Here is a 20087-nt window from a genome sequence, read left to right on the forward strand (position 1 = left end):
TAATTTTATCAAAGTATGGCTCTCATTTTTGATGATTTATTGGCGTCAAATCACTATAATATCGCGCAACTTTCACATCCAAACAATTCAAAAGGTGAATAGACGTGTTTGAGATCCTTCGTGGTGCTCCAGCGTTATCTGCGTTTCGCGTTACTCAATTGGTTAAATCGTGCCAGCAAGCTCAATTGCCAGTAACAGACATCTATGCTGAATTTCTTCATTTTGCTGATTTATCGGAAGCGCTAAACGCCGATGAACAACAGCAGTTGGATAAGATTTTAACCTATGGTCCGGCGATAGAATCTCACGAACCTCAAGGACAACTGGTATTGGTGACCCCGCGTCCGGGAACCATTTCACCTTGGTCATCGAAAGCGACCGATATTGCTCACAACTGTGCCTTAACTAAAATCAAGCGTTTAGAACGAGGCATTGCTTATTGCATAACGGCTGAGCGAGAGCTTAACGAAGCGGAATATCAACAGGTCGCGGCCTTGCTTCACGACCGCATGATGGAAACCGTCTTCAGCCAAGCTTCTGACGCCAAAGCCTTATTCTTTGATACGGATCCAGCCCAATTGGCAGCGGTCAATATCTTAGGTGAAGGGCGCAGAGCCTTAGTACAGGCGAATCGTCAATTGGGCTTAGCCTTAGCGGATGACGAGATTGATTACTTGGTAGACAACTTTGTTAAGTTAGGGCGCAACCCCCATGATGTTGAGCTAATGATGTTTGCTCAAGCCAACTCGGAGCATTGTCGCCATAAGATTTTTAACGCCGATTGGACTATTGATGGTGTTGAACAGCCTAAATCGCTGTTTAAAATGATTAAGAATACCTTCGAGCACACCCCAGAGCATGTCTTGTCTGCTTATAAAGATAACGCGGCAGTCATGGAAGGCTCCGTCGCCGGACGTTTCTTTGCGGATGCTCGTGATGGCGTTTATCGCTATCACAGCGAGCCGGTGCACATTTTAATGAAGGTGGAAACCCACAACCACCCTACGGCCATTAGCCCATATCCGGGCGCAGCGACCGGATCCGGCGGAGAAATTCGAGATGAAGGCGCTACCGGTCGCGGCTCTAAGCCGAAAGCCGGTTTAACCGGTTTCACGGTTTCTAACTTAAAGATTCCCGGCAAGGTTCAGCCTTGGGAAAGTGACTATGGTAAGCCTGGCCGTATTGTTTCCGCTTTGGATATTATGATTGAAGGCCCACTGGGCGGAGCTGCGTTTAACAATGAATTTGGCCGACCTGCATTGCTGGGTTACTTCCGTACCTATGAACAGCAGGTATCGAGCCACAATGGCATAGAAGTGCGCGGTTACCACAAGCCCATCATGTTAGCCGGTGGTTTGGGTAACATTCGCGACGAGCACGTACAAAAAGGTGACATTAGCGTCGGCGCAAAACTGATTGTATTAGGTGGGCCGGCGATGAATATTGGTCTAGGGGGCGGGGCTGCTTCTTCCATGGCCTCTGGGCAATCCTCCGAAGATTTGGATTTTGCCTCGGTTCAGCGTGAAAACCCAGAAATCGAACGCCGCTGCCAAGAAGTGATCGACCGTTGCTGGCAACTGGGTGACGATAACCCAATCCTATTTATCCACGACGTGGGCGCTGGTGGTTTATCCAATGCCTTCCCGGAATTAGTAGATGATGGCGGTCGCGGCGGCAATTTCGAACTGCGTAATGTGCCTTGCGATGAGCGCGGTATGAGTCCGTTAGAAATTTGGTGTAACGAATCTCAAGAGCGCTATGTAATGGCGGTTGCGCCGGAGCGTTTGGCCGACTTTGACGCAATTTGTAAGCGTGAACGTGCGCCTTATGCCGTTGTTGGTACCGCAACCGAAGAGCGTCATTTGACCCTAACGGACGAGCACTTTGCTAATAAGCCCATTGATATGCCACTGGAAGTGCTGTTAGGTAAGCCGCCTAAAATGCATCGAGATGTGGCCACGACCCAAGCAGACAGTAAAGCGTTTGCCAGTGCAGATGTGAATGTTAAAGATGCCATTCACCGTTTATTACGACTGCCCACCATTGCCGAAAAGACGTTTTTAATTACCATTGGTGATCGCTCGGTTACCGGCCTAGTGGCGCGGGACCAAATGGTTGGTCGCCACCAAATTCCGGTGGCTGACTGTGCGGTAACGGCGGCCAGTTTCGATAGCTATCACGGTGAAGCCATGTCGATGGGCGAACGCACCCCATTGGCGTTACTCAACTTTGGGGCGTCCGCAAGAATGGCGGTAGCGGAATCCATCACCAACATAGCTGCGACCAATATTGGTTCAATGAAACACATCAAATTATCGGCGAACTGGATGTCAGCTGCGGGTCACCCAGGTGAAGACGCCGGCTTGTACGAAGCGGTTAAAGCCATTGGTGAGGAATTATGCCCAGCCTTAGATCTAACCATTCCTGTGGGCAAAGATTCCATGTCCATGAAAACCGCATGGACAGATAACGACGGTACCGATAAGAGCGTTACTGCACCTATGTCGTTGATCATTACCGCTTTTGGTCGTGTCGAAGATGTTCGTAAAACGGTAACGCCAGAGCTGCGTACCGATAAAGGCGATACCTGTTTGGTATTGCTTGATTTGGGGTTGGGACAAAATCGTTTAGGCGGTTCGTGTTTAGCACAGGTGTACGGAGAGCTTGGCCAGATTACGCCAGACCTAGATAAGCCCGAATTGCTGCGTGGTTTTTACGATGTGATGCAACAGTTGGTGGCCGAGGAGAAGCTAATTGCCTATCACGACCGCTCCGATGGCGGTTTGTATACAACCTTGGTCGAAATGGCATTTACTGCCAAAGTCGGCTTAGACATTGATGTTACCGACTTAGCCGGCGACGACGTACGTCGCTTGTTCAGCGAAGAGCTGGGTGGCGTGGTTCAAATCCGAAAAGATGATTTGGCGCACCTTCAGGCCTTGTGCGCTGAAGCTGGAGTGGCGGATATCGCCACTGTAATTGGCGAATTGCGTCAAGGCGATCGCATTGTCATTCGCGAAGGTGAGCGTGTAATTAGCGACGAAAGCCGTACAGAGCTCCGTGGTATTTGGGCTGAAACCACCACTGCGATGCAAAAACTGCGGGATAACCCAGAGTGTGCTGAGCAAGAGCTGGCGCTAAAAGTCTCGGATGACCAAGGGTTAGTTGCTCAGCTGAGTTTCGAACCGAGTGAAGACATCGCAGCGCCTTATATTGCTTTAGGAAATGCACCTAAGGTCGCGATTTTACGCGAGCAGGGCGTGAACAGCCATGTGGAAATGGCGGCGGCATTCGATCGAGCAGGCTTTGAAGCCGTAGATGTTCACATGAGTGACATCCTCTCTGGTCGCTTGACTCTGGATGAAATGCAAGCATTGGTGGCCTGTGGTGGCTTTAGTTATGGTGACGTTTTAGGGGCCGGCGAAGGTTGGGCTAAATCGATACTATTTAACGAGCGTGCACGTCAGCAATTTAGCGACTTTTTCAATCGCGATAACACCTTAACCTTGGGTGTTTGTAATGGTTGTCAAATGTTGTCTAACTTAAAACAGCTGATTCCTGGTGCTGAGCATTGGCCGCATTTTGTTCGCAACGCGTCGGAGCGTTTTGAGGCTCGATTTAGCCTAGTTGAAGTTCAGCCATCCAATTCGGCGTTCTTTGCCGGTATGGCGGGCTCAAGAATGCCCATAGCCGTGTCTCACGGAGAGGGACGCGCAGAGTTTGCCAACCCTCAAGCCTTGGCTGCTGCCGAAGCAACCAACACGATTGGGCTTCGATACGTTAACGCTCAAGGTGAAGTCCAGCAGCAGTATCCGGCGAATCCAAACGGTTCGCCGAATGGTATTACCGCGATCAGCAGCTTAGATGGGCGAGCTACCATCATGATGCCGCATCCAGAGCGGGTATTCCGCACCGTGGCTAACTCTTGGCACCCAGATGACTGGGGCGAAGACAGCGCTTGGATGCGCATGTTCCGCAACGCTCGCAAGCAAATCGGCTAAACGCCGCTTCCAAAAAAGGGGCCAGGCCCCTTTTTTTGCGAAAGGGGGCCTGGCCCCCTTTTTTGGAGCGCAAAAAAAAGCGAAAAGCGTAATAGGCTTTTCGCAAAGTTCGCAGGAGTACACAAAACAAAGGGTAAATCGGGTTAACAATATCCTTGGAGCAGATTAATCAATTCGTCTTCCGTTTCTGGAGTCTTAACTAATTCGATAGCTATTGATTGACTGCCATTCAGCATATAAGCGCTCTTGGTTAAATGGTCATGGTGAAACCATTTCCCATTAACGCACACATCGGTGTAGCATCTGGGGTCTTTCTTCAATTCCATCATCTTTCCTAGCAAGTTGTTAACCTCGCTGTAACAATAACAGTCTGGCTCATCTTCATAGTGATCTGGATCAAGTTTTTGCTATTTATATGATTTTAATCACTTATTTTAGCTGTCTCTAACATACGATGGCGGAGTCGAGTTGCTATGCTGTACTGATAAAAGCAAGCAAAGGAGATCACTATGCAACTTGGGGCTCACTCAATCAGTTTATCGGTTAAGTCCTTGGCTAAATCAAAAGCGTTTTACCAAACACTGGGGTTTAGTGTCGTTGGTGGCAGTGACGAGTATCATTATTTAATGATGCGCAGCGGAGATTGCGTCATTGGCCTTTTTGAAGGGATGTTTGAGCGCAATATGTTGACGTTCAATCCTGGTTGGGATCAGCATGCCAATGCAGTTGACCCATTCGATAGCATTAATTCAATACAGCAGCATTTGTTGGACAATGGCCTTGAGTTGACTAAGACGCTTGAGGTAAATTCAACGGGACCGGGCAGCATAATGTTACTCGATCCGGATGGTAATCCTATCTTAATTGACCAACATCGTTGATGGCCAAACAACAATAATAAAGGAAAGTAGTATGCGGGCAGTAACGGTATTACTCATGAGCATTTTATTATCAGCATGCGTGGGCTTGCCAGATAAAGTTAGCCCGGTAAGCAACTTCGAATTACCGCGCTATTTAGGTACTTGGTATGAAGTGGCACGGCTGGATCACTCCTTCGAACGGGGCATGAATCAAGTCACTGCTAACTATTCGATGCGCGACGATGGTGGTGTGAAGGTGTTGAATCGAGGCTTTAAAACCAATGAACAGCAATGGCAAGAAGCTGAAGGCAAAGCCTACTTCGTGGAGGGTACCGACTCAGGGTATTTAAAAGTGTCATTCTTCGGCCCATTCTACGGATCTTACGTGGTATTCGAGCTTGATAAACAGGATTACCAATACGCGTTTGTTGCGGGGCCTAATCATGACTATTTGTGGTTGTTGGCGCGCACTCCGCAGGTGTCCGAGCAGCTAAAGCAGCGCTTCCTAAACGAAGCGAAGCAACGAGGCTTTAATACCGAAGAAATCATCTTCGTTGAACACCCGCAACCGTGATTACTATTTTTCAAGAAACTTTCCTAGAAACTGTTCAAAGGAAGGCTATAAAGCTCTCTACAAGGACCTGTGAATGGCGTTAACTTTTAGCCAGATTGACGCCTTTTGTTTGGTGGCTGAACACCAGTCGGTATCAAAAGCAGCACGCCACAGCGGTATCAATCGAACTACCCTAACCATGGCCATCAAAGCCATGGAGGCGGAGCTTGGTGTTGCTTTGTTTGAGCGAAGTGGAAATAAATTGTCACTTGCTGAAGCGGGCAAAGCCATTCTTCGCGATTGCAGCAATTTGTCGGATACCGCGCAACGGATACGGTTGACTTGCAAACAAGTGCGAGGAGAGTTCGCTGCGGAGGTGTGGATTGCTCGTGACGACTCGCTACCGGATCAGTTATGGCAAGAGTTAACCCACCAATTGAACGGCCAATTTCCAGCCACATCGTTTAACTTTATCCTGGCGTCTACCGGAGACTTGGCCAACTTAGTGGCCACCGAACAAGTCGATTTTGCTTTTGGTGTTGACTATGAGAGAGAGCAAACCGCTCGGGTCAGTTTTCAACCATTAGGAAAAATTCGGATGATGTCGGTTTGCAATGCCGAGCATCCATTAGCTCAAAAACGCCGAGTCAGCGATCAGGATTTACAAGAGACCATGCAAGCTTCCATGGTGTATCTCAATGAAAAGGACAATCCAGAGCTGCAACCCTTTTCGAGAAACTACATTGGCTTTTCCAGTTTCGATTACATTCTCAGTAGCATTCAAACCGAACAAGCTTGGGGGGTTATGCCCGAACCGCTCATTCGCTCTTTGTTACGTCAGCAGAAACTGAATGTCATTAAACATACCTACGGGCTTATTCAGGAAGATTATTGCATGTTCAGTACTCCAGGAGTCACAGAGCATCTGGCCATGAACTGGCTTGCTGAGCAGTTGCAAGACTACTTATTCGCATTCTAACGCATCAGTCAGTGTCAAATTTAATGACAGATCAATATTGAGCTAACTAGTTGATAAAATTGATTTAATTGGAGTTGCTGGTTTGCTGGCGTTTCTCGTCCCCGTCTTGGCTGTTGTCATTTTGTAAAACCAACCTCAATATAAGTTAACCCTAATCTTACTTGTCGGTAGATTAGCAACTTACTAAATAACAAGAGGTTATATGTCTCTCTCCACGCAGTCCCACGAACGTAACGCCCTAGTGATTTCTTGCATATTAGCAGGCATGTTTGCGGTCGGTGGCGTTATTATTGGCTGGTGGTTGGGCTCGTATGTCATAGCCTTTGACGGCTTTTACTCGTCGGTCAGTTTAGGCCTAACCTTGTTATCACTCATTGCTGCTAAGGCCATTCGCGGCAACAGAAATAAGCAATTCCCCAATGGTAAAGCCGTATTAGAGCCACTGGTAATCGCCATAAAAGGCGTCGCTATTCTCACGGTGGTGGCGATATCTTTTGTGTCAGCCTGTAACGCATTAATGCAGGGACCAAGTCCTATGCAACTCGACATTGCAGGGCTATTTGGAGTGGTTAATATTCTGGGTTGCGGCATAGCGTGGTGGCTATTACTTAAAATGAACAACGCTCATTCCACCGGTCTCATTGAAGCCGAAATTAAGCAGTGGAAAATGGATACCTGGTTAAGTGTGGCGGTTACCGCGGGGTTTTTATGCGCTTGGCTTATGACCATGACGCCGTGGGCTCATTATGCTAACTACGCTGATCCGTTAATGATGATTATGATTGCCGGTTACTTTGTAAGCGTGCCGTTGGCCATGATCAGAGACGCCATGCGCGAATTGCTTGGCATGTCGAGCCAACCGGAGTTAGTCAGCAAGGTGAGTGCCTGCATTAAGCGCCATCCAATGGCAGCGCAAGTGAAACTCGCTGCAGTGGTCAAAGTTGGGCCAGAGCTTCAAGTTAATCTCGATATTAACGCCGATCATCAAGATGCACTAAAGCCCAAGCAGCTGAAACGTATGAAGCAGAGCATGTTAGCGGATTTGTCAGAACTACCGTTCGACATCAAACTCAAGCTTAATTTAGCGCTCTAATTGGCGCTGGTGAGTCAACAAACAAAGCCATATTGAAACACTATTGAATTCAACAAAGTGTCCCTAACTATCTAAAAATCACACATAAATTATTGAGTCAGCTGTCTATACTCATTAGCACGAATACAAAATTGATTGTAAAGTGAACTGGGTATCCGTTACCAACCAAAGGAGAATGGCTTTTGACTACCTACGCAATTCTATGTTTACTCGCCGCATTGGCTCTTTGTACCTCGCTGGTAGCCAATCGTCTCAAACGGCTGCAAGAGACCATCGCCATTACGGGTCTTGCCTTGCTCATCAGTTTGTTTATTCTTTTGGTTGGTAAAGTGTTTCATGGCTCTTTGTACTCAACCTTTGTGGTGGATTTAAAACAACTGGAGTTTAAGGAGCTCTTGCTCGACGGCATGTTGGGTTTTTTGCTGTTCGCAGGTGCTCTGCAAATTCACTTTTCAATTCTAAAGAAGCAGCGCTGGGAAATTTTCTTTTTAGCCTTTGTTGGCACTCTAATATCCACCTTTGTTATTGGTGGCATCGTATATTACGTCGCTCAATTCATTGGCCACCCGTTGGCGTTTATCTACTGTCTATTATTTGGCTCGCTCATCTCTCCAACGGATCCAATTGCAGTTCTGGCGATCATTAAGTCCTTAGGCGCACCGGATGAAGTCTCGATTCAAGTGGAAGGTGAATCTCTGTTCAACGACGGTATTGGCTTGGTGATTTTTGTTTCATTGTCTAAGCTGGCCTTCTCCACAACTCCGCTGACAACCATGGAAGTGGTTGGTTTGTTTATGCAAGAAGCGGTAGGCGGCATTGTGTTTGGTGGTGTGCTCGCCTATGGACTATATCGGTTACTTAAATTGTGCGATGACAGTACCCAGTTTTTATTGATTTCGGCATTAGTGCCTAGCGCCGGTTATGTGTTAGCAGACATGCTCGGTGTTTCAGGGCCTTTGGCCATGGTGTCGGCTGGCATCATTGTTGGTAACTTTGTCGTACCTAAACTGACCGACGAAACCAGCTCAGAAGTCTTTGAGCATTTTTGGCTATTAATAGAGTCATTCCTAAATTCATTGTTGTTCTTACTCTTAGGCTTATTGTTGCTATTGGTTGAATTTGACAAGCAACTTTGGTGGTTCATGCTACTGGCCGTGCCGATTGTTCTGGTGGGTCGTACCTGTGGTGTGTATATCCCTTATTTCTTCTTCCGCCGTTTTAAGAAATACAACAGCTATGCGGAGCGCATTTTGGTGTGGGGTGGATTACGTGGTGGACTGGCATTTGCAATGGCCATGAGCTTACCCACAGGCGTAATGCTTTGGGGTAGTGCTAACATTGATTTGCGAGAGCTCATCATGGTGATGACCTATGCGGTGGTGCTGTTTTCTATTCTGGTGCAAGGCAGCACGGTGACAGGCTTTATTAATAAGAGTAATGAAGAGGATGCGAGAACCAAATCGCAGCAGTAGTGCTCAATAACACCGAATTAAAACCGCTTTTTTACAAGCGGTTTTTTTGTGCCCACTCGCTTGGTTCAGCTTAGAGTAAGCTCGAATTTGCTATCATTATCACTGGAATATTTTGCCAAGGGGGTGTGAGTGATCGACCCGATAGGCACCGTCCCCGTTTTTTTAGCCGTTACTTCGCAATATTCTCAAACCATTCGTCGTCGCATTGCGATTAAAGCAAGTGCAGTGGCGGCATTGGTTTTGGTGTTTTTTGTTGTTGTCGGCGAAGTGCTTCTAAGTGCCATGGCTATCCCGTTACCTGCGTTTCAAGTTGCTGGTGGCATCGTGTTATTTCTGTTTGCTATGACCATGATTTTTGGTGAAGGCAAGATAGAGCAGGAGCGCAAAATGTGCGAACAAAGCACTGAAGCGGCGATTTTCCCACTGGCCATTCCTTCAATCGCGAGTCCTGGCGCGATATTAGCGGCTGTGATGATGACAGAAAACAGCCTTTACAATGTCACCGAGCAGTTTCAAACCCTGTTGGTCATACTCGCGGTTCTGCTGATCGCAATGATATTTATGTTATTGGCCGGACGTATTCAAACCATTATAGGCAAGAGCGGAGCCAACTTAATCAGCCGAGTAATGGGCATTATTTTAGGGTCAGTGGCGGTTGCCAATGTTCTCGAAGGCATCAAGATTTACTTCGCAATTTAGTGAGCCTATCAGTCGTTAAGTTGGCTTTTAGGGATCTTGATAAAGAATAAAAAGGGCAGGATCGACAAGAATAACAGCGTAACAAAAGCATAGGTATGGACGAAGGCAACGATCTCAGATTGCTGATGCAATTGCTGCTGCAATAAGGTTATGGTGCTGGGATCGGTTAATTGCAGTTGATTGGAATCCAGCCAATTTTGCAAATTGACACTGTATGGATTAATGCCTTCGCCTAAACTGTTCCACTGGGTTTGTGCTTGGCGAAATTGAAAGGTGGTCACAATGGAAATGCCAAATGAACTGCCCACGGTTCTAAACAAATTATAAATACTGGCACCGCCAACCTGATGTTCCTTAGCCAGCGTGGTATACGCCATGTTGGAAAGCGACGAAAACACCAGCCCCATGCCACAACCTTGCAATAGGGTAGGTAGTACCACCCATTTTGGATCAATGTTAAGGGAGTATTGGGTCATCATTAAGCCGGAAAGTGCACACAAACTCACCCCGACAAACACCGCCCATTTCAGTCGTTCATTGGTCATTAATCGGGCCGTCAAAATAAGCGTAATGCCGGCCGCTACCCCACGAGGGGCCAATAAGAAGCCCGTTGTGTCGACAGGATAATTGAGCATGCCCTCCAGCATCATGGGTACTTGCGAGGTAAGCCCGAATACGGCACTGACGAAAATGGCCATCATGATCGATGAAAGGGCTAAATTGCGATTGCGGATTAGCCAAATGGGGGCGGCGGGACTGCGGCTTTTAAAGCTTTGATAAACGAATGCCACTAGGGAGAGCAGGGCGATAACGAGACTGATCTGAATAAATCCGGATTCGAACCAATCTTTTTGATTGCCTTGGTCTAACACCATTTGCAACAAACCCACCCCCAGCGCCATAGAGGCGATAACGCCCCAATGAATATCGGCTTTGCGCTTATTAGCCATATCCACAAAAGCGTAAATCATCGCTAAACAAAATAAGCCAACAGGTAGATTCACGTAGAACACCCAGCGCCAATTCATATTCTCCGTAATGAGCCCGCCCAGACTTGGGCCTAAAATAGGTCCTACTAAAATGCCAATGCTAAAAATCGCCATGGCTTTGTTGCGTTGGTTGTCGGGAAAAATCGAGATAAGAATCGATTGCGACAAAGGAATCACCGCAGCACCAAAAGCACCTTGAATCACTCTGAAAAATACCATGGTTTCAATGGACTGAGCTTGACCGCACAACATGGAGGCCAGCATGAATCCAGACACCGCAAACAACAGCAGGCGCCGCTCGCCAAGCTTGGCTGCAAAGAATGAGGTCATGGGGATGAAGATGGCTTCCGCCATGGTGTAAGCCGTAAGCACCCAGGTAATGCTATCGGAGGTGGCTCCCAACGCACCTTGCATTTGCGGCATAGCCACCATGGCGATGGTCATATCGATCAGCACCATGATGGCGGATGTCATCACCGCAATCACGATCATCCATCGTTTAAAAGGGGTTAGCTTTTCCACGGTTTATTGCAACGCTGCAGTCGTATCTATGGTGACTTCGCTGCTGGCGCCCACCCGCAGTTGCGGCTTACTAGCGAGATCGTCGGTTAAGCGGATTTTAATCGGAAAGCGCTGTCCCACTTTTACCCAATTGCCGGTGGCGTTTTCAGGAGGCAACAAAGAGAAACTCGAGCCGCTGGCAGGGGAGAGGCTATCCACCACGCCATGCCAAACTTCATCGGGGTACATATCCACGGTAACCGTTACTGGCTGACCTTGTTGTATGTTAGTCATTTGCGATTCTTTAAAGTTTGCTCTGATCCATTGGCTGTACTGCTTAACAATGGGGAACAGCGCTCGCCCTTGCTGCGCCAACGAGCCATCGTGTATTTCAATGCTGCCGATGTAGCCATCAAATGGGGCGCTGATTTCGGTATAGCTTAAATTCAATTCTGCCTGGGCTAGTTTGGCTGCGGCTTGTTGAACCGCAGCAGAGCTGTTGGCATCGCCACCACGAACCGCGACCGCTTGTTGAACGTTGGCTTGGGCAGCACTCATGCGCGCTTGGGCATCCGCCAGTTGGGTGTTGACGTCATCAGCCGCTTGTTGCGGCACCAGTTGTTGCTCAACTAAAGACTTAGTGCGCTTGGCATTTTTTTGGGCATTGCTAAGCTCCGCCTTAGCTTCATTCAATTGCGCTATCGCTGCGTCAATGGCGGAATTTTGCGATTCGTTAAGCTGCAAAGCACTTTGATAGGCGGCTTTGGCTTCGGTAACGGCTAACGCATAAGCGGTTGCATCGATGCTCACTAAGGCGTCGCCTTTTTTAACGTAAGCAAAATTACTGACGTGCAGCTTGGTAATGGTTCCAGAAACCTGTGGTGCTACCGACACTAGGTTGGCGTGTACGTAGGCATTACTGGTGCTCGGATGTTGTTTGCTATAGCTCCAATAGCTATAGCCGGCGATGCCCAGTGCGCCAAGCAAGATAATAATAACCGTAGTTTTAATCAGTTTGGTCATTGATGGTTCCAATATGAAAAATCAATTAGCTGCCACTAAGTCTAGTGCAAAAGGGCCGGTGGGTAAGTGTTGCTGGGCGGTGGCTTTGTATGTTAATTCAAACTAGAATCAATGAGGTACAAGGTTAGGGAGTGACATATGATCTGGGTGTTCGTTATGACGGCGGTGAGCATGGTTATCTGCTATCAGGTGGCGAAAGCGCGCAACGCGAGCCGTCGCTTTTGGCTAATTGTCAGCTTGTTGGTTGGGCCGTTGGCCATACCTTTTGTGTTCTTTTCGAAAAAGGCGAGTGTTTAAACCATGTTGCTTTTGAAATATCCGTTGCAGCTGAAGCTGTTGTTGCTAACCCTGTGCTTTTTTGCCGCTGATGCGAAATCCCAAGGACCATCGTTTGACTGCAGTCAAGTCAGCGCTGATTCAACCGAAGCTATGGTGTGTCAATCAGACAGACTGAGCCAATTGGATCGGGATTTGGCCAAAGCGTATCAACAAGCGCTAAGCAAGGCCGCCAATGAACGCTCATTATTGAAAGCTGAGCAACGCGGTTGGGTAAAAGGCCGCAACGAGTGTTGGAAAGCGATCAACGAAGCCGATTGCGTAGCGCTAAGCTACCAAACACGCCTATCCGAATTGCAAGCTCGTTATCAATTGGTGAGCGTGCAAGGTCCGTTGTTTTATCAGTGCAATACTGATGTTCGCAACGAATTGGTGGTGCGCTACTTCGACAGTGACATCCCTACCGCCATTATCGAGCGAGGCGATCAAATGAAATTGCTATATAAAAACGCCGATTCAAGCAAAGGCTATGTGGGGCAAGATGCGCAACTCATTCAGAACGATAGGTCGCTGCAACTGGTTTGGTACTATCAACAAACAGCGCTGAATTGCACTCAAAAACCATCTCAATAGCACAACACAATTCTTAGATAAAATGCCACTGACATAAACGTTGATGGCGGCTACCTTGTTCACTATGGGCTCAATGTCTGCGTAAACCCGCCGGGTCACAGCCCTTTATTATGTCGTTTTGCCGGTAATAACGAGCTAATTGCGTTAAATATTATGTGTTTACTTGGCAATTAATGTTAACTTTGTGATAGGCGTGGGTAAAACCGTATTGAGAGACCGTGGAGTTAGGTATTTTTGTATGACTAATCCTTTGCAAGGCGCATGGGCAAACAGTTCACTTAAAGAGCTTGTGCTCTCGTCAACCTTCATTAATCTGCTTTCGCTGGCATTGCCATTGTGCCAGAAGCGCTTGCGGGTTCGTGTCTTAGGTATCGTTTTGTAGGCGAAAAAAAGCTGAGCTTAATTGCTCAGCTTTTTTTAATGCTTTAAGGACTATCTTATGGCCTGCATTGCGACATTAGGCTTCTTCATCCGCTTTTATGTGCAACACACTTTGTTGCTCTTGAATTAGACGAGTATTGTCCAGCTCTCCTAAATTGCGGTGATTAATAATGCTTTGTAGATTCTCGACATAATCGTTACCACGCTCACTGTAACTTACTAAAGCTGTGGCTAATTCATGGCCAGAAATGTGCTGGTTATTTTGTCTTGCTTGATGGCGCATTTCGCGCAAATCCGCATAGGCCGCGCCGGTATTTAGGTTGTGCACGTATTCCATGCAGGTTTCAAGCACGGTATCGAACGCCGCCAGTTTAACATCGGCTCCTCTGGCTTGAATGAATTTCTTCGATTTAGAATGAGGCGGCAAGTGTTCCCCAAATAGGGCGTTACCTTCCACCGCGAAGTGTGATGTTCCCCAAGCGCTCTCGTCGATGGCTTGTGCCAATGCAAGTGATACAGGAATGGTATCAACACGTTTTAGCAACTCTTCTTTAGTTGGAGTGCCACCAAAGCCATAATGCTGAGCGAGCTCTTCTACCCATTGTGATTCATGACGTTGCAGATGGTGATCGCTGTGTAGAGCAATCAGTTTGTCGCGGTCGGCTTGAATGCGTTCATTCGCTTGCACCATGTTGGTTAGAATTATGCGAATGAAGGTATCCGTTTTCTGCTCAACGGTTAAGGTGGATAGGTCGCTAGGAATGTGGCCGACAAACACCGGTGGCACAGCTCTCATGTGACGAACCGTCTCGGTTTTGAGTCCGTGTTGGTCTAATTGCTGAGCTAACTCCGAGGCGGAGTAAAAAGGAACTTGCTTGTCTATATCACCGTAAACTTCGATTCCGGCAAACGACAGTGGTGCGACTAATAGACAGGAGGCTAAACCGAACTTCAGAGGTTTTATCAGGTTTACTATCATATTGTTGATTCCTTTTGTTTTGTTCTTGGTAGGGAATTACCATGTCGTTGTATCATGGATAATTAAGTATACAACAGGAACTGTTATGCAATTGTTGCAAAAAGTTTAATAAAAAAGCATTGGGTGGTGAAGTTTTAACCATGCAAGAAGCTGCTAAATTAGCCATATCAATAACTTGGTGAAGTTTTCAGTGTTGTTATATGGCCTTTAAGGGGAAGTGGATGGTATTACAATTGAGCGGGGTTACTGGGCGGAGAATGCGACAGTTGCTGGTTATCAGTTTATTGAGTGTACTGCTGTTGGCAGGCAAAAATGCAGCGGCACTATCATTGCAATACGGGGGGGCGAAAACAGAAAGTGATAAGCGTGCGCAGCAAGTCATCAGCGAAAGTTCAAACGTAGAGCAAGCGATACGATTACTTAATGAGAATTGGCAACTTAAAGAGTCGTTATTGGTTCGACTGGGTGGGGTCGATGGCCCCGAATACGACCCAGAACAGTCATTAATTACCATTCCTTATGGTTTTTATGCAGAAGTGCAGCAGCGCTTTATCGACGACGGATTGAATTTGAATGAGGCGAGAAGAGCAGCGCTCGATGCTTTGTTGCACACCGTTTATCACGAGATGGCCCATGCGCTTATCGACCGCTATCAAGTGCCGGTTATCGGTATAGAAGAAGATGCCGCGGATGCGCTGGCCACCATTTTGCTGCTGGAATGGTACCCTGACGGTGCCCAAAAAGCGATTCATGCGGGGGATCTGTTTGACTTAGAAAGTAGCGATTATACCGAGATTGATGAAGAGCAGTTAGCTGGCGAGCACAGCTTAGATGCACAGCGCGCTTATCGCACCTATTGCCTAGTCGCTGGAGCGGATGAAGAGTATGCCCAGCAGTTTGAAGCCAGTGGGCTTTTTAGCCCAGAGCGGCTTGACACTTGCTCCGAAGACTATCAGCGCGTTCGCAGCGCTTGGCTGCGCTTAATCGAGGACTATGTACTCTCGCAACCATAGCTTCCAGCTCCCTCGCTAGGGGACGTACCCTGCTTATCCACAGGGGTACGTCCCTTTTTACTTTTTTCCCTTTTTGCAATTTTTTTTGCGCTTCCTCTTGAAAAGCCAAAACGCGCTCCCATCTATCTACCCATAGAGATTTCATCATTGAATAACGCATTCTAGAAAGGAGCCAAGATGTCTCAGCCAGAAGTTCACGGATTTCAAACAGAAGTAAAGCAATTACTGCAACTGATGATCCACAGCCTCTACAGCAACAAAGAAATTTTTATGCGAGAGCTGGTTTCCAACGCCGCCGACGCCGCGGATAAACTGCGCTATAAAGCGTTAGAAGATGACAGCCTTTACGAAGGAGACGGCAGCCTGAGGGTTAGAGTTAGCCATGATAAGGAAGCCGGAACAGTAACCATTTCTGACAATGGTATCGGTATGAGTCGTCAGGACGTTATCGATAACTTGGGCACAATTGCCAAATCGGGCACCGCTGAATTTTTCAAGAACCTATCGGGCGATTCTGCTAAAGACTCGCAGCTGATTGGCCAATTTGGTGTTGGTTTTTACTCAGCATTTATTGTTGCTGATAAAGTAACGGTGCGTACTCGCGCAGCTGGTGCGGATTCAGAGCAAGGTGTTGAATGGGTTTCAGAAGGCGAAGGCAGTTTCACCTTAGAAAACATCGCAAAAGAATCTCGCGGCACAGATATTATTCTTCATTTACGCGACGAAGAGAAAGAGTTTGCCGATGACTGGCGTTTGCGCTCTATTGTGACCAAATACTCGGATCACATTTCGATTCCAGTGGAATTTTTGTCGGAAGCGACTGAAGAGAGCGAAGGTCCAGACGGCGAAAAAATTCCAGCAACGCCTGCACAGTGGAACGCAGTTAACAAAGCGGAAGCGTTATGGACCCGTTCAAAATCTGACGTCACCGATGAAGAGTACAAAGAGTTTTATAAGCACGTTTCGCACGATTTCGCGGATCCGCTTAAGTGGAGCCACAACCGTGTCGAAGGTAAGCACGAATACACGTCATTGCTTTATATCCCTTCTAAGGCACCTTGGGATATGTTCAACAGAGACAACAAGCATGGCTTAAAGTTATACGTGCAGCGCGTTTTCATTATGGATGATGCAGAAGTCTTTATGCCTAATTATCTTCGCTTTATGAAGGGCTTACTGGACTCAAACGACTTACCGCTGAACGTGTCTCGAGAAATTCTACAAGACAATAAAGTAACCCAAGCGATGCGCACCGCGTTAACTAAGCGTTCACTAAGCATGATTTCTGCACTTGCCAATGATGAAGAAGCTTACGCAGGCTTTTGGAAAGAGTTTGGCGCTGTTCTGAAGGAAGGCCCAGCGGAAGATGCGGCGAACAAAGAGAAAATTGCCAAATTGCTTCGCTTTGCGTCAACGTACAATGATTCACCGGCTGAGACCGTCTCTTTAGAAGCGTATATGTCTCGCATGGTAGAAGGTCAGGATAAGATTTACTACATAACAGCAGACTCTTATGCCGCAGCCAAGAACAGCCCGCACCTTGAAGTTTTGCGCAAGAAAGGCATTGAAGTTCTGCTTATGTCCGAGCGCGTCGATGAATGGATGATGAGCTACCTGACTGAGTTCGATGGAAAAACTTTGGTTAATGTGTCTCGAGGTGATTTGGACTTGGGTGAGCTGGAAGACGAGTCCGACAAAGAGCAGCAACAAAAAGTTGAGAAAGAGTCAGAAGACTTGGTAAAACGTGTGAAAGATGTCCTTGGTGACAAGGTTAAAGACGTGAGAGTTACGACGCGTTTGACCGATTCCCCAGCGTGCTTAGTGACCGCGGATGACGAAATGTCTTCGCAAATGATTAAGCTTATGCAAGCTGCCGGTCAGCCTGTGCCGGAATCGAAAGGAGTCTTCGAGTTAAACCCTGAGCATCCGATTGTACAAAAGCTGGATAGCGAGCAGGATGAGCAAGAGTTCGCAGCCTGGATTGAGTTGCTGCTATCACAAGCGCAATTAAGCGAACGTGGGAGCTTAGAGGATCCGTCGAGCTTTATTAAACAGCTAAACGAGCTTTGGCTGAAGTTAGCTAAATAGCGGTCTTAGCTACCATGATGGGGACGTACCCTTTTTAGGGGCGTCCCTTTTTTAATGCAAAATCAACCGTTTGTAGGAGGGAAAAAAGTAGGGTACGTCCCTATGCTGGTATGGCAGCACTAAGCAAAGGAGCGCCCCATGCCAAGAATAGCAAGAGAAGTATCGCCAGGATTACCAATGCACATCACCCAACGTTGTGTCGATAAGAAAACATGCTTTCACCGGCATTTCGATAGAACCCTCTACCTTGACTGGTTAAAAGCATATGCACTGGAGCATGGTTGCCTTGTACATGGCTACGTACTGATGACCAATCATGTCCATTTGCTGTTAACTCCCATTGGCAAAGACTCGTTGTGGAAAACAATGAAGGCCTTGAACCAAAAATATGCCCAATACTACAACGCTTATTACAACCGGACGGGCGCTTTTTGGCAGGGACGCTATCACTCGCGAATTGTTGAAGATGATGCTTACTTTCTATGCTGTCTTCGCTACATCGAACTTAACCCTATGCGCGCAAATATGGTGAGTCATCCATCGCATTACGTTTGGTCAAGTTATCGATATCACGCGCTAGGGGATAAGGACAATGGACTACTTACCAAGCACATTCTCTATAAAGAGCTGGGTAGGGATGATGATGAGCGGCAGTCAATGTACGCAAAATTGTGTAATCAAACGCTATCAGCGACGCAGATTGAACAAGTCTGTGTACATTGGCGGCCGTAATTTGAAGTTATCCACAGGGGTACGACCCCGGCAGGTGGGCGAAATGGCTAAGGGTACGTCCCCACCCACAAGCTTAGCTGGTCAGGCCTTTAAAAAGCGGCGAAATTATGCAAGAATTGGCGCCACTTTTAGAATTTAGAATCCCTTTCAAGAGGAAGCAAAATCATGCGGATTATCCTATTGGGTGCTCCAGGTGCCGGTAAAGGTACTCAAGCCCAATTCATAATGGAAAAGTATGGCATTCCACAAATTTCCACTGGCGACATGTTACGAGCTGCAGTGAAGGCTGGAACACCTTTGGGTATTGAAGCTAAAAAGGTTATGGACGCGGGACAGTTAGTCTCTGACGATCTCATCATTGGTTTGGTAAAGGAGCGCATTGCTCAAGCGGATTGCGAGAAAGGTTTTCTATTAGACGGATTCCCGCGCACTCTGCCGCAAGCTGATGCCATGAAAGACAATAACATCGACATCGATCATGTAGTAGAAATCGATGTACCGGATGAAGAAATCGTAAAACGCATGAGTGGACGTCGTGTTCACCCTGGTTCGGGCCGCGTATATCACGTCGTTTTTAACCCGCCAAAGGTTGAAGGAAAAGATGACGTAACGGGTGAGGATTTGCAAATCCGTAAAGACGATGAAGAAGCAACCGTTCGCGATCGTTTAAGTATTTATCATACTCAAACCAAGCCTCTTATCGATTATTACGGAGCCGATGCCGCTAAGGGTCTCATCAAATACAATAAGTTTGATGGCACACAAAGTGTCGCTCAAGTTAGCGAACAAATAGCGACCGAGCTTGGCTAAAAAAGCATGACAACAACGAACTACAATCGACATGGCGTGCTTTTAGTTAACCTAGGCACGCCCGAGGCTCCAACCGCTGCTGGGGTCAGAGCTTTTCTAAAAGAGTTTCTATCCGATCCACGGGTGGTTGACCTTAACCCACTGCTTTGGAAGCCCATTTTATACGGCATTATCCTTAATGTGCGGCCCGCTAAAGTGGCAAAGGCCTATCAGTCGATTTGGACTGAGCAAGGCTCGCCGTTGATGAACGTATCTAAGCTTCAGCACCAAGCGTTAACCTCGAAGCTCAAAGAGCTCACCGGCGAGGATATCCCGGTAGAGCTTGGTATGACCTATGGGACCCCGTCGCTCAACGATGGTGTTAAGCGTTTAGAAGCTCAGGGTGTCGATAAAATTGTAGTGCTCCCGCTTTACCCGCAATACAGCTGCTCCACGGTAGCGCCAGTCAGTGATGGCTTGGCCAAAGCCATGCTCTCTCGCCGTAATGTGCCAGAGCTTAGAATGATTAAAGAGTATCATGCTGACGAGCACTATATTGCCTGTTTAGCCGAGAGCGTTAACAAGCATTGGGCCGAGCACGGCCAAGCGGACAAGCTGGTGCTGAGCTTCCACGGTGTACCACAGCGCTATGTCGATGAAGGCGACCCGTATCAGGAGCAATGCTTAGCGACAGGCCAAGCCCTAGCAGACAAGCTAGAGCTCAGTCCAGAGCAGTGGCAGCTGTGCTTCCAAAGCCGATTTGGCAAAGAGCCCTGGTTGCAGCCTTACACCGACGAAACCGTGTCAGCGATGCCTGAGCAAGGCATCAAATCCATCGATATCATATGTCCTGCATTCTCAGCGGATTGCTTAGAAACGCTCGAAGAAATCGCCGAGGAAGTGCGAGATGAATTCATGGAGGCGGGCGGTGAAAGCTATCGCTACATCCCTTGCTTGAATGACGATGATGGACACATCGAAATGATGGCTAAGTTGGTATTAGGACAGCTCAAAGGTTTCTAGCTT

18 protein-coding genes are annotated in these 20087 nt (G+C 47.5%); 15 read left to right on the top strand and 3 right to left on the bottom strand.

Going from position 1 to position 20087, the window contains the following annotated elements:
• Positions 1-104: 104 nt before the first annotated feature.
• The 7 genes from purL to CLC91_RS03350 all read left to right on the top strand — a co-directional run bounded on the left by purL (position 105) and on the right by CLC91_RS03350 (position 9657).
• Positions 105-4001 carry a phosphoribosylformylglycinamidine synthase gene (gene purL, locus CLC91_RS03315; RefSeq protein ID WP_095497516.1) on the top strand — a complete coding sequence of 1299 codons (3897 nt, stop codon included), beginning with the start codon at positions 105-107 and terminating at the stop codon, positions 3999-4001.
• A 509-nt stretch (positions 4002-4510) separates the two neighbouring features.
• On the top strand, positions 4511-4882 hold the full coding sequence (locus CLC91_RS03325) for a VOC family protein (RefSeq protein ID WP_095497518.1): 372 nt from the start codon (positions 4511-4513) through the stop codon (positions 4880-4882).
• A 31-nt stretch (positions 4883-4913) separates the two neighbouring features.
• Entirely contained in the window at positions 4914-5435 is a 522-nt protein-coding gene (locus CLC91_RS03330) for a lipocalin family protein (RefSeq protein ID WP_095497519.1), read from the top strand.
• A gap of 73 nt (positions 5436-5508) precedes the next feature.
• The gene (locus tag CLC91_RS03335) at positions 5509-6393 is read left to right on the top strand and encodes a LysR family transcriptional regulator (protein ID WP_095497520.1); all 885 of its coding nucleotides are present in this window, start codon (positions 5509-5511) and stop codon (positions 6391-6393) included.
• Between the two features lie 202 nt (positions 6394-6595).
• Positions 6596-7486 carry a cation transporter gene (locus tag CLC91_RS03340; protein ID WP_095497521.1) on the top strand — a complete coding sequence of 297 codons (891 nt, stop codon included), beginning with the start codon at positions 6596-6598 and terminating at the stop codon, positions 7484-7486.
• A 182-nt stretch (positions 7487-7668) separates the two neighbouring features.
• Complete coding sequence (locus tag CLC91_RS03345; protein WP_095497522.1) at positions 7669-8958, top strand: cation:proton antiporter; 1290 nt, start codon at positions 7669-7671, stop codon at positions 8956-8958.
• 129 nt (positions 8959-9087) lie between these two features.
• Positions 9088-9657 carry a MarC family protein gene (locus CLC91_RS03350; protein WP_095497523.1) on the top strand — a complete coding sequence of 190 codons (570 nt, stop codon included), beginning with the start codon at positions 9088-9090 and terminating at the stop codon, positions 9655-9657.
• 8 nt (positions 9658-9665) lie between these two features.
• Here CLC91_RS03350 and CLC91_RS03355 read toward each other — a convergent pair whose 3' ends face one another.
• Positions 9666-11168: a DHA2 family efflux MFS transporter permease subunit gene (locus CLC91_RS03355; RefSeq protein ID WP_198950897.1), complete on the bottom strand. Its 1503-nt coding sequence runs from the start codon at positions 11166-11168 to the stop codon at positions 9666-9668.
• Positions 11169-11171: 3 nt separating this feature from the next.
• The gene (locus tag CLC91_RS03360) at positions 11172-12170 is read right to left on the bottom strand and encodes an HlyD family secretion protein (protein ID WP_095497524.1); all 999 of its coding nucleotides are present in this window, start codon (positions 12168-12170) and stop codon (positions 11172-11174) included.
• Between the two features lie 138 nt (positions 12171-12308).
• Between CLC91_RS03360 and CLC91_RS14950 the strand changes: the two genes are divergently transcribed.
• From CLC91_RS14950 to CLC91_RS14955, 3 genes are all read left to right on the top strand, one after another.
• Complete coding sequence (locus CLC91_RS14950; RefSeq protein ID WP_158220683.1) at positions 12309-12467, top strand: hypothetical protein; 159 nt, start codon at positions 12309-12311, stop codon at positions 12465-12467.
• 3 nt (positions 12468-12470) lie between these two features.
• Positions 12471-13079, top strand: a complete 609-nt coding sequence (locus CLC91_RS03365; RefSeq protein ID WP_095499978.1) for a lysozyme inhibitor LprI family protein — start codon at positions 12471-12473, stop codon at positions 13077-13079.
• A gap of 238 nt (positions 13080-13317) precedes the next feature.
• Positions 13318-13461: a hypothetical protein gene (locus tag CLC91_RS14955; RefSeq protein ID WP_158220684.1), complete on the top strand. Its 144-nt coding sequence runs from the start codon at positions 13318-13320 to the stop codon at positions 13459-13461.
• A gap of 75 nt (positions 13462-13536) precedes the next feature.
• Here the strand turns inward: CLC91_RS14955 and CLC91_RS03370 are convergent, their stop codons facing one another.
• The gene (locus CLC91_RS03370) at positions 13537-14439 is read right to left on the bottom strand and encodes a glucosaminidase domain-containing protein (RefSeq protein ID WP_095499979.1); all 903 of its coding nucleotides are present in this window, start codon (positions 14437-14439) and stop codon (positions 13537-13539) included.
• Between the two features lie 221 nt (positions 14440-14660).
• Between CLC91_RS03370 and CLC91_RS03375 the strand changes: the two genes are divergently transcribed.
• From CLC91_RS03375 to hemH, 5 genes are all read left to right on the top strand, one after another.
• On the top strand, positions 14661-15452 hold the full coding sequence (locus tag CLC91_RS03375; RefSeq protein ID WP_158220685.1) for a DUF4344 domain-containing metallopeptidase: 792 nt from the start codon (positions 14661-14663) through the stop codon (positions 15450-15452).
• A gap of 177 nt (positions 15453-15629) precedes the next feature.
• Positions 15630-17540, top strand: a complete 1911-nt coding sequence (gene htpG, locus CLC91_RS03380) for a molecular chaperone HtpG (protein WP_095497528.1) — start codon at positions 15630-15632, stop codon at positions 17538-17540.
• A 138-nt stretch (positions 17541-17678) separates the two neighbouring features.
• Positions 17679-18272: a transposase gene (locus CLC91_RS03385; protein WP_095497529.1), complete on the top strand. Its 594-nt coding sequence runs from the start codon at positions 17679-17681 to the stop codon at positions 18270-18272.
• A gap of 165 nt (positions 18273-18437) precedes the next feature.
• Positions 18438-19082, top strand: coding sequence for an adenylate kinase (gene adk, locus CLC91_RS03390; protein ID WP_095497530.1), 645 nt, complete (start codon positions 18438-18440; stop codon positions 19080-19082).
• A gap of 6 nt (positions 19083-19088) precedes the next feature.
• Positions 19089-20084, top strand: a complete 996-nt coding sequence (gene hemH / locus CLC91_RS03395) for a ferrochelatase (RefSeq protein WP_095497531.1) — start codon at positions 19089-19091, stop codon at positions 20082-20084.
• Positions 20085-20087 lie beyond the last annotated feature (3 nt).

Origin of the sequence: Paraferrimonas haliotis (assembly GCF_002282895.1) — a bacterium.
Classification (GTDB): domain Bacteria; phylum Pseudomonadota; class Gammaproteobacteria; order Enterobacterales; family Shewanellaceae; genus Paraferrimonas; species Paraferrimonas haliotis.